A 10,905-nucleotide genomic window follows, 5' to 3' on the forward strand; every position below is an offset into this window, starting at 1 on the left:
AACTGAAGGCGCACAAGGTCCTCAAGGACCGCCAGGGCAACAAGGACCACAAGGAGAAAGAGGGCTTGATGGATCACAAGGTCCTCAAGGACCGCCAGGGCAACAAGGACCACAAGGAGAAAGAGGGTTGGATGGATCTGAAGGCGCACAAGGTCCTCAAGGACCACAAGGAGAAAGAGGGCTTGATGGATCACAAGGTCCTCAAGGATCACAAGGACCACAAGGACCACAAGGCCCTCCTGGAGAAGTAGTCATTCCTGAAGTTACTGTCACTACTGCAATTAACCGTTATTTTTATGAACCAGAAACAGATCTGGATCTAACTATGTCAGCTATGATTCCAGCCGGTCAATTCACGAACGATATGGGAGCCCCCGTGGTGGAATTCTCGGCCCTTGGCCCAAACAGCTTTAACAATCTTTATATAAATGGAATTCTTCAGCTCAGTAACTCGTACGATGTAAATTCGCTCAGCTTATTTTTTCCAGCCCAAAGTAGCACAATCTATGCAGGTACTCCGATCGTTTTAGAAACAGTAGAGTTAACGGCTAATGTTATTGTCTAACAATTTTTGGTAATACGCCTGCGCAATCCCTGAACTCTTGCATTAAATGTATAAGAGGATCAGGCATGCTTTCAAAGATTTCAGCCTGAGTTTCAGCATGATCCTCAACAAAGAAGGGAGGCGATGAAAATGCCAATAGTACCACCGTATCAAAACAGTAGAAGATTCACTTCTACAGTTGGTGCTGGAACGGGAACAGGAGCAACATTCGCAATTGCAGCCACAGCGTTTACCAATGATGCAGGAACAGCTGCCACGGTATTTCCGAGTACGTTCAACTATTACAACCTTTATGTGAATGGTTTGATGCAAACAGCTGACGTTTCTTCTGTTACAACAACTACGATTACCATCCCTGGAGGCGATGCGTTAGATCCCGGAACTCCACTTATAGTTCAATTCGTTGTCTCTTAAATGTTGGTATATTTGCTCTTATCCAAAAGCCCTGCTCTGTTTTTAAAGGAGCAGGGCTTTTTCTAAATACAAAAGGGGATGATCTTCCCAGATAGTGCTTTCTGAAACAAAATGCACTATTACATTGTGGCTGTTCGATGAGTATGAAGATACAGAGTTAACAGGTATTGTCGTAATGATCCACACATTCAGAAGAGAAATCAAATTGTCTTTAGCTGAAGGTGAATGGCAATGGATAAAGATTGATGAAATTGTTTCTGCTCACTAGAAAATAGTCCGCCAGCATTTAGCTGACGGGCTTCAGACTTCTAACAGAACTTCTAACAAATCTTCTAACGGCCAAGAAATACTTCAAGAACCTTAAACGGATCTAGGTGCATAAAAACCAGTAACTAAAAGACTTCCGGAACCCTGTGGAACCTTACCGAAACCTACGGTGTCGCACTCGTAATGCGTAGGTCGGGGGTTCAATTCCCTTCACCAGCATCTTCATAAACATAAGTACAGCGCGGCATCCCGTTTTTTCGGGGCCGCGCTGTTTTTGTGATCATTGCTAATGATAGTTTTAAATTCGCCTCCAAGAATGAATTTCCCGTAGCTTTTATATATTGATCATCCTTAGCAGTAGCAACTCAAAAATCTCTGGAAGAAGAGATCAGAATAAAAGCGAGCAGGAGAACTTCAAGCGCCGGGAATCATCCCGGCGCTTGCGCATGCCTCTAGCTATTGTAAGAAATCTTTTTTCTCCAGTGCATGGTCGACGATACGAATTTCGCTGATCCATCCGTTAAATACGCCGTCCAGCTTATTGGCATACTGGCTCGCGCCGATAATCCACGGTTTGCCGATCGTGGCAATGCCCCGCGGCTTCGTGTCGGGATTGCGCAGTACTTCCACGCCGTCGATATACATCTTCGTTGATTGCCCGTCGTTGACCAGCGCGATATGGTGCCAGCTGTCGTCCATTTCCCAGGACCAACTCGTTTGCTCGCTTCCATAATTGAGCGGGAAGGACGCCCATTGAATTTCACGTAAGCTTGAGACAGCCAACGTTGCTAGCGGAGCCTCGGCGTCGCCTTCTTTCTTGCCGACGTCCTGTCCGGTGCAGTACCGGCCCAGAATGCCCATCCAGGAATGCTTGTCGGCGTCAAAATCAGGCCCGATCTTCACGACCGCTTCAATCGTATATCCGTTCGGGAATGTCAATGCATTGATAGGTGCTTGATCGGACGTTTGCAAATACGAGCCTTTCTCTTCCGATTTGTTGTTGAAGAAGCGAATGCCCGAATTGCTTTGCGGATTTTGCGCATTTCCTTTGTACCAGACCAAATCGCCTGGCTTGGCGTCGCCTTCGTCGATACGGTACAAATCGTTGCCTTGGCCGGAAAGATCTTTGACCGCTGCTCCCTTGCCTGTCACAGCTTGCCCTTCAGCGGCCGAACGGTTGTCCATTTGCCAGTAAGCGACCGTACCTTCTACTTTTGGCACTTCTTTATTGACGGAAATGATGGGCTGAAATCCGGAGAACCGTTCTTCAAAATCCATCGCGACTGTAAAATCGTTTAAATCGTCTACTAATTTCTCCTCATCAAACGCGGTTCTTTGTTTCTCCGGCATTCCCATGACCCATGGGGAGAAGGAGGATGAATGAATGCGGTTTTTGTCCATATCGAATTCAAGTGTTCGTAACATTCCGTTGCCGCCGTGAAAGGCGCTCTGATAATCAACGACCATCATAACGACGTCGTGACCTTTGTTGTTTTTCTTGACCGTATGAGCATAGCCATGATGATGACCGTTTACGGTGAGGAAGATTTGATCGTTTTTTGCGATCAGTTTGTCCCATAGAAATTGCCCGTGATCTGTCATAACGGCTGATTTTTTGTCGTTGGAAATGTTCAGCAATTGGTGGGTGAACACCATGACCGGGTACGTTGGATGTTTGTCGATTACTTTTTGAGCCCACTTCAACGTCTCTTCGGATGCTCTCCAATCCAGGAAGAGTGCCATGTACTTTTTCCCGGACCCTTCAAAAATATAGTAGGAATTAAATCCGTCCTCCGAATGGCCGGTAAAACCCGGGATGTTCTTCATCCGGTCTGTCGAAAAATAGTTCAAAAACGGTTCCTTGGCCAAATCTCGTTCGTTATCATATTGCTGCGAGTTGAGCACATCATGGTTTCCTGCCAAAAAACCGTATGGAAGCTTGACTTTATCGAGTACTTTCATCGCCTCGTCGGCGTTGCGCCATTCGTATTCTTCATCGGCACGATCGACCAAATCGCCTAAATGTGCAGTGAACACAACATTTTCTTTTTTTGCGTTCTTTGCGATCCAATTCGTTTGCGACAGCCAAAGCTCGTTTTTGTAACGCGCATACTTTTGCGTATCCGGCAGTATAGCCATCTTGAAGCTATTTTCGCTATCTGGTGAAGTGGCCGGACTTGCGGACGCTTGGAAGCCCGACAGCAGCCCCGCAATCATCGTCGCTGGCAACAGCAGCGCGAGCAATTTCTTGAATTTCTTCTTCATTCTGTCATATCCCTTCATCGATGTAATCGGTTGTGATAGGGACATTGTACGGAATGTGTATTACCGGGATGTTAGGAGAGAAACGGATTTGTGTAAAGTATGGAAAATGGCCTGTGCTGATTAAATTGCCGCTGGCGGTCAGCCGCCGGTGGCTTCCAGTATGGATCAATCGGCAGTATACATCATGGGAATCACGAGCACCCGGCCACTAAGCTATGAAGGAGTGTTCAAATATTCATAAGGAGAATGCCTAACACTAGAAAAAAGGATCCTAGAACGATCCAGGGAAGCCCACTGGATTTGATATATTGAATGTAGTCCGAGCTTGGCTCAGACTCGTGTTTTACCTGCCAACTCTTATATAACGAACCCCATGTGGGTTTGCGTATTCTCAATAGACCACGTATTAGAAAAACGACAGCGAACAGGATAAGTGTAAATCCAGACATATAACCAGCCCCTCATCAATGGCTTATTGAAAAAGTTAAATGCGAGTAATACATATTACAAGTTAGAAAAAAGTAGATAATCCTACAAGAGCTAAAATAATACCAAAACCAACAACAAATACTCCAAGAAACTGCATTTTTAATATATCATTATCATCTATTTCGTGGTATTCATCCCGATTCATGCGGATTGCCATTTCTTCGGGATTTCTGAATATTAATAGACCAAGCCAGATAATTAATGGCACCGACGAACATGGTAAACATAGAATCAACCCCTTAACAGACAATACGCAAATCCCAATTCAGGGTTCCATTAAATGTAAAATGCAGGGCTCGTATCTGAACTCAAAAGGTGACTAGAAACCGTATCTAGGCCGTTCAATATAGGCACAAGCAAACACCGAATGCACTAAACAGGAGTATCTTATATATTATACTCGTCCTTGCAGTAGGACTTACAGTTGCTTGCCTAATATAACCATTGAAGCATTAGTTGGAAGCAATTGCTGCAGTTGCCTTCGCTGTAATGGATCACCGGGCTATTCAACAACCTACAAAGGCGGTGAAGGATCGTGAAAAAGGTTTGGATTGACGCGGGGCATGGCGGGAAGGATTCCGGAGCAACCGGAAACGACCTGCAGGAGAAGGAAATCGTATTAGCGGTGTCTCTTGCTGTGAAGAAACGATTGGAAGCGGAGTATGGCGATGTCCAAGTACTACTCTCCCGATCTTCAGATGTGTTCCTTGAATTGGCTGAACGGACTCATAAGGCAAACACTGCTGGCGCCGATATCCTTGTTAGCATCCATTGTAACGCGGGTGGCGGTGCTGGGGGCTTTGAGTCATATGGATATACCTCGGCAAGCTCGGCTTCGGTAAAACTGCAGAACGTTATGCACACGGAAATCATGAGTACCATTAAATCCTTCGGTGTCATCGATCGGGGGCAGAAGGCCGCTAATCTGCATATGGTCCGTGAATCTAAGATGCCTGCTGTCTTAACCGAAAACTTGTTTATCGATGTGGCGGCAGATGCAGCCAAGCTTAAACGGCAGGATGTGATTGACTCTATTGCGATCGGTCATGTGAATGGCATTGCTAAATATTTGGGACTTCAGAAGAAAGAGGGGGGCGTTACGGTGGAGGATAAGGTACATGTCATCGTAAACGGGAAGCAGATCGCGGATGGCAAGCTTGAGAATGGCTTGACCTATGTGCCGCTTCGGGCCATCGGTGAGGCGTTAGGCGCCAAGGTGGTCTGGGATAACAAGACCAAGACGGCTACAGTTACAACAAAGCCATAAATTATTAAGACCTTACTGGCTTGGACGCTGGCAGGGTCTTTGTTTTGTTTACCAAGTATGCATTTCTAAAACTCAATATTTTAGTAGTATCCGATATTCATTAACAGAGCTTCCCGATTAATTCAGGGAGTGGGGTTATTCGTTGGCATAAATTACAGGAGTGGAAATATTAGTGTAGAATAATAATACATGAAGGAAATCATTGTAGCTGCAGTAAGTACCTTTTATGGAGGTTACCAGATGGCATTATATGATCCATTTGCAGACAATTAGATGAACCCAAAAGAATGGATAATTCAGTAGATTCGCTTCCTTCTTTATTAGCTGTCGTAGGACAAAAATCGTCAAACCATCTTTCCTAGTTCAGTCTAATTACAATACCATCAGAAACCTGAAACAATTTATGTCCCTTTAATCATAATTTAAGCTTCCATTAATATTCGGAGCATATGATAAAAGCACCCCTTAAAAAATATATCAGAAGCCCCTCTAACATCGGTTAGAGGGGCTTCTTTGGTTATCTTCCCTCGCCTGTGCAAAGGCGGATTTTGGATTGAATATTTAGAGTCCCAGCCATTTCGTGATATAAGCGGATACGGCTAGCTCCTGAAAATCCTGCCAGCTGCGAAATGGGGTATGTTCAACGATAAATGGGTTAATCGTGTGTCCTTGTATGAATTCGTCAAACTCTTCATCTGTGCTTCCCTCATAACCTGCAGCTTTCAGCAAGTGACCGATCGAAGAAAACTTGGTATGTCTTTGAATAAATGATTCCGAGAACAGTTCTTCCACGGGCACTTCTTGTTTCATGTCCGAGAGCCTTGCGGCATTTTCGCGAATTTCTGATAGCTTCTCTTCATCCAGTCCGTCTAATCCACTGATCCCAGTATTCATTATGCCCACCTCCAAAAAGTTGCACGTCACTCTATTATACATATACGAGTATGCTGAAATATCGGATTCGCTTTTTTTTGAAGCAGGTATTGACTTGCTATTTTTATATAGGAAGAAAAGATGGGAATTCACTAAAAAATGCTTTGAATCTTGCATAAGACAAAATGTCGAAATGTTAAGAAAATAATAGAAAAATCATATATGGTATGATAATGTGGTATATATTACCTACACGGAGGTCAGTAAATGAGAACAAAGTTTGGTTTGATTTTGATGATTTGTGCATTTTTAGTTATTTCGGCATGCGGAAATAATCCTAGTAGCAGCGACTCGGCCAAGCAGAACGAAAGTGCAAATGCAACTGGGGAGACCGTTAAGGATGAGCCGAGCAAAGAAGCAACAACAGAGCCAGCCAAAGAGGAACCAAAAGAGGAGCCAAAAGAGGAACCAAAAGAGGCTTCTAACAAACCTGGAGAAAAATTCACCTTAGGTGATTGGGAAGTTGTACTTGATTCGTTTGAATTTGATCAAAAAGTAAGTGCAGATATGTTTTCGTCGAGTGCTGATGAAGGCAACAAGTTCCTTATTCTAAATTATACAGTCACCAATAATGGTAAAGAGGCAAAGGATTTCACATCTATCATTGGTGGCGTTAGTATGAAAGCCATATTTAAAGAGGAATATGAGTATAACTATACGGTAACCATGATTGATGGCGATCTGGGAACAGGCAGCATCAAGCCTTTGGCTACGAAATCCGGATTTGTTGTCATAGAAGTACCCGATGGCGTAGCTGATTCTAAAGAAAGCTTGGTCATCAAGCTTGAAGATCAGGACAAGGCACAAATCACATTACGATAACACCGAGAGAACGACCGATGCTATATTCTAGCACAATAAACGAACGCCAGCTCTGCATAGATGCAGAAGCTAGGCGTTCGTTTGTTTTTTCGTAGTACATATTATAATTATTCTTTACCTAGGCATGACTGTGGATATCATGTAGACTGGTAATGATTTACTGCCGCCACGCCTTGCTTTAATGGGGAATGGAGGTCTGTACATACTTGCTTGCATATGGGGGTGGGCACTGTGCCCAAACAAGAAAAGGTTTCAATGTCATGGCTGCTGCGGTATTTGAAACCGGTTAAAGGACGGCTGATACTGCTAATCATGATGCTGCTGACGTCGACAGGCTTGCAGCTTCTGAATCCACAGATTGTCAAACGGTTTATTGACACGGCAGCCGAAGGCGGCGTTATAGCTACGCTGATTCAGCTGGCGGGATTGTTTCTGGTCGTGGCTGTTTTTAACCAGCTGATTACCGTGGCTGTCAGCTATATGGGGAACGATATTTCATGGCGCGCGACGAACCGGCTTCGCGGCGATCTTTTGAAGCATTGCTTGCGGCTGGATATGCGATTTCATAATGTGAAAACGCCCGGCGAGATGATTGAGCGGGTTGACGGCGACGTGACGAATATTTCGAATTTCTTCGCGATGTTCATCGTGCAGGTAATCGGAAGTTTTGTGCTGCTCGCCGGCATACTAGGATTTATGTTCACGGTTAATCTGCCGATCGCAATCGTCATGACGGTGTTTACACTGCTGTCTATTTTGTTCATGGTGTTCATCCGGAATATGGGCGTCAATTCTTCGAAGAACGAACGGGAAGCCAGCGCTTCACTGTTCGGCTTAATTGAGGAACGCATCGCTGGCATTGAGGACGTACAGGCGAACGGCAATGTGCCGTATGTGATGAATCGGTTTCATCGCATGATGCGCAGCGTGTTCCTGAAAGGGAGAAAAGCCTGGATGCTTCGCGTCGTCCCTTGGAACACCACGGTGATTCTGTTTGCCCTTGCAGTTACCGCTGTCCTGTTACTAGGGGTTCGTTATTATTTGATCGGTGAAATTACGCTAGGGACCCTGTTCCTAATCTATCAATATACGCAGATGCTGAATGACCCGATCGAGATGCTGGGTGACCAGGTGCAGGAGTTCCAAAAGGCAAAATCCGGCATGCTGCGCTCCAGAGAGCTGCTGTCCAACAAGAGCGAGATTGTGGACGGAGAGCAAGAAGAGCTTCCGGGAGGAGCGCTCGGTTTGAAATTTGAGGGCGTCAACTTCAGTTATAACGAAGATAAACCGGTGTTAAAAGACATCAACTTTGAGGTTAAACCAGGCGAGCGCCTGGGCATTATCGGACGTACCGGCAGCGGGAAGTCGAGTCTCAGCCGTATTCTGCTTCGACTGTATAACATCGACAGCGGTGTGATCCGCGTTGGGGGGACCGATATCACGAAACTGAAGCTGCCTGCGCTTTACCGCCGGGTGGGGATGGTCACGCAGGATGTACAGCTGTTCGATGGCTCGCTGCGTGACAACCTGACGTTGTTCGATAACGGCGTGTCGGATGCATTTATTCTGGAAACGACGGAGCGACTGGGACTTCGGCAATGGATCGATGCGCAGCCGGAAGGTCTGGATACGCATCTGACAACAGGCGGAGCATCGCTATCTGCGGGGGAAGCGCAGCTGTTCGCTTTAACCCGGGTATTTTTGACGCAGCCAAGCCTGGTGATTCTGGATGAACCGTCCTCACGCCTAGACGCCGCAACGGAAATGATGCTGCAGACGGCCGTGGATCAGCTGATGAGCAGCTGTACGGGCATCATCATCGCGCACCGGCTGGCTACGCTGGAGCAGGTGGATAAAATTATGGTGCTGGGTGACGGACGAATTCTGGAATTCGGCGCACGGGAAGCACTTGCACAAGATCCGGCATCGCATTATGCCAGACTGCTGATCACAGGCAGAGAGGAGGAACTGGCATGACCATCACAGGTTTTATAGGGCGCCTATTTCGTTTCAAGCCTTCATTATTTTTATTCAACGGTCTGTTGTGGTGCATATTTCATTCCTTGCCGCTATTGATCGGGCTTGGGATGCAGTGGTTTTTTGACCGGGCTACATCGAATTCGACGGATTATGTATGGCTGGCCGTTCCTTTGATCTTCATTGCCGTAGTAAGGGTTGCGCGTGTGGGGACGTTCTTTGCGGCCTTTTATCAATGGGTAACGTATATTTACCACATTCAGGCCATTCTGCGCACGAACATGCTGGCTGGGATCATGCGCTGGCCGGGGCGGAATTTGCCGGCTTCTCCAGGGGAGGCGATGAGTCGCTTCCGCGATGACGTGGAAGAAGTTGTGGAATACGTGGAATCCTGGGTGGATTTCTGGGGGCGCCTCGTTTTTGCCCTCGTATCCGTAGTCATTATGGCAAGCATTAACTGGAAGATCATGCTGGTGGCCGTGCTGCCGCTCGTAGTGGTCACGCTCCTGAACAATCTGTCCGGCAACCGCGCGCGTCGTTACGGGCTAAAGAACCGGGAAGCTACGGGGCGCATTACAAGCTTTATCGCGGAAACCTTCGGTGCGGTTCAAGCCTTGAAGCTCGGGCAGGCCGAGGATCATGTTCATGAGCGCTTCATGAAGCTGAACGAAGACCGACGGCAGGCAGCGCTGAAGGATAATCTATTCAAGCAATGGATGCGATCCTTGAATCAGCATGTGCTTAGCATCTGTACGGGACTAATCCTGCTGATGTGTGCTGCTGAAATGCAGGCCGGGCATTTTACCGTCGGGGATTTCGCTTTGTTTACGTCTTATCTGGCCAATATCGGCTTCAGCATTTCCTTATTCGGTTATATGGTATTCCAGCACAAGCGGCTGAAGGTTTCCTTTGACCGGATGCGCTCGCTGTTTCGCCCTGGCGAGGAAGACCGGATTATTGAGGCACGGGAAACGTATCTGAACGAAGAGCCGCCGGAACTGCTCGTCATGCACAGAGAACCGGGGGAGAAGCTGAAAGAGCTGGAGGTCCAGAATTTATCGTACCATTATCCGAATTCGGAGAATGGCATATCGGATATTAACTTCCGCTTGGAGCGCGGCAAGTTTCTGGTGGTGACCGGACGAATCGGGGCGGGGAAATCGACCCTTGTCCGGACATTGCTGGGTCTGCTGCCGAAACAGGAAGGGACGATCCGCTGGAACGGAGAAGAGGTGGATCCGGCAACCTTCCTTATGCCTCCTCGGGCGGCATATACACCGCAGGTTCCACGACTGTTTAGCGATCCCTTGAGAGAGAACATCGTGCAAGGGAAGAAAGAGCGGATGGAGGAAGCTCTGGACCGGGCCATCCGTCTGGCCGTCATGGAGAAGGATATCGAGAATCTGGATCAGGGACTGGAGACGTTGGTCGGTCCGAGGGGCGTCATGCTGTCGGGCGGACAAATCCAACGGGCGGCTACGGCACGCATGCTGATCACGGGCGCGGATTTATTCATTTTTGATGATCTGTCCAGCGCGCTGGACGTGGAGACGGAGCAGCTGGTATGGGATGGGTTGTTCAAGGAGCAGGGCGTCACTTGCATCGCGGTATCGCATCGCAGGGCAGCCCTTTCGAAGGCCGATCATATCATCGTCATGAAGGATGGCCGGATCGAAGCGGAAGGCAGCTTGTCTGAGCTGCTCGCCACGAGCGAAGAGATGCAGCTGTTATGGCAGGGTGAGCAGTCCGCTGTCGAGACTCAGGCCCCAGTAGAGGATGGAGCTGAGGTTAGCAAAGTATAACATTAAGTTTGGTTTGGAATTGGGGACGTTAGAACAGGTTTAGGGTAAGGCAGCTTCCGTTGGGGTGGAGGCTGCCTTTTTTGGTACGCCCAGCATGGGCGTCA

Annotated in this window: 10 protein-coding genes and 1 pseudogene; 7 read left to right on the top strand and 4 right to left on the bottom strand. The window is 47.3% G+C overall.

Translation table 11 applies throughout. The features are described 5' to 3' along the window. The 3 genes and pseudogenes from J7E85_RS34290 to J7E85_RS25340 form a co-directional block, all read left to right on the top strand. Positions 1-251 (top strand): annotated as a pseudogene (locus J7E85_RS34290) (hypothetical protein); the annotation flags it as partial. Positions 252-334: 83 nt separating this feature from the next. Continuing rightward, positions 335-565: a DUF4183 domain-containing protein gene (locus J7E85_RS34930; protein WP_256720529.1), complete on the top strand. Its 231-nt coding sequence runs from the start codon at positions 335-337 to the stop codon at positions 563-565. Positions 566-694: 129 nt separating this feature from the next. Further along, a complete protein-coding gene (locus J7E85_RS25340) occupies positions 695-979 on the top strand; it encodes a DUF4183 domain-containing protein (RefSeq protein ID WP_215162783.1) in 285 nt (94 codons plus the stop codon). A gap of 723 nt (positions 980-1,702) precedes the next feature. Here J7E85_RS25340 and J7E85_RS25350 read toward each other — a convergent pair. The 3 genes from J7E85_RS25350 to J7E85_RS25355 form a co-directional block, all read right to left on the bottom strand. Then, positions 1,703-3,511 (bottom strand): LamG-like jellyroll fold domain-containing protein, encoded by a 1,809-nt coding sequence (locus tag J7E85_RS25350; protein ID WP_215162784.1) that lies wholly within the window; start codon positions 3,509-3,511, stop codon positions 1,703-1,705. Between the two features lie 227 nt (positions 3,512-3,738). Next, positions 3,739-3,960 carry a DUF6199 family natural product biosynthesis protein gene (locus tag J7E85_RS35185; protein ID WP_483311343.1) on the bottom strand — a complete coding sequence of 74 codons (222 nt, stop codon included), beginning with the start codon at positions 3,958-3,960 and terminating at the stop codon, positions 3,739-3,741. A 62-nt stretch (positions 3,961-4,022) separates the two neighbouring features. After that, positions 4,023-4,208: a hypothetical protein gene (locus J7E85_RS25355; RefSeq protein ID WP_215162785.1), complete on the bottom strand. Its 186-nt coding sequence runs from the start codon at positions 4,206-4,208 to the stop codon at positions 4,023-4,025. Between the two features lie 327 nt (positions 4,209-4,535). Between J7E85_RS25355 and J7E85_RS25360 the strand changes: the two genes are divergently transcribed. Next, positions 4,536-5,267 (top strand): N-acetylmuramoyl-L-alanine amidase, encoded by a 732-nt coding sequence (locus tag J7E85_RS25360; RefSeq protein ID WP_215162786.1) that lies wholly within the window; start codon positions 4,536-4,538, stop codon positions 5,265-5,267. Between the two features lie 561 nt (positions 5,268-5,828). On the opposite strand, the gene J7E85_RS25365 is transcribed toward J7E85_RS25360, so the two are convergent. Next, the gene (locus J7E85_RS25365; RefSeq protein ID WP_071222114.1) at positions 5,829-6,161 is read right to left on the bottom strand and encodes a hypothetical protein; all 333 of its coding nucleotides are present in this window, start codon (positions 6,159-6,161) and stop codon (positions 5,829-5,831) included. A 246-nt stretch (positions 6,162-6,407) separates the two neighbouring features. Here J7E85_RS25365 and J7E85_RS25370 point away from each other — a divergent pair, with 246 nt between their 5' ends. From J7E85_RS25370 to J7E85_RS25380, 3 genes are all read left to right on the top strand, one after another. Continuing rightward, complete coding sequence (locus J7E85_RS25370; protein ID WP_215162787.1) at positions 6,408-7,022, top strand: DUF4352 domain-containing protein; 615 nt, start codon at positions 6,408-6,410, stop codon at positions 7,020-7,022. A 231-nt stretch (positions 7,023-7,253) separates the two neighbouring features. Then, the gene (locus tag J7E85_RS25375) at positions 7,254-8,999 is read left to right on the top strand and encodes an ABC transporter ATP-binding protein (protein ID WP_215162788.1); all 1,746 of its coding nucleotides are present in this window, start codon (positions 7,254-7,256) and stop codon (positions 8,997-8,999) included. After that, on the top strand, positions 8,996-10,801 hold the full coding sequence (locus J7E85_RS25380; RefSeq protein ID WP_215162789.1) for an ABC transporter ATP-binding protein: 1,806 nt from the start codon (positions 8,996-8,998) through the stop codon (positions 10,799-10,801). The genes J7E85_RS25375 and J7E85_RS25380 overlap by 4 nt, the downstream gene beginning before the upstream one ends. Positions 10,802-10,905: the final 104 nt, after the last annotated feature.

Origin of the sequence: Paenibacillus sp. ISL-20 (assembly GCF_018613005.1) — a bacterium.
Classification (GTDB): Bacteria; Bacillota; Bacilli; order Paenibacillales; family Paenibacillaceae; genus Paenibacillus_AQ.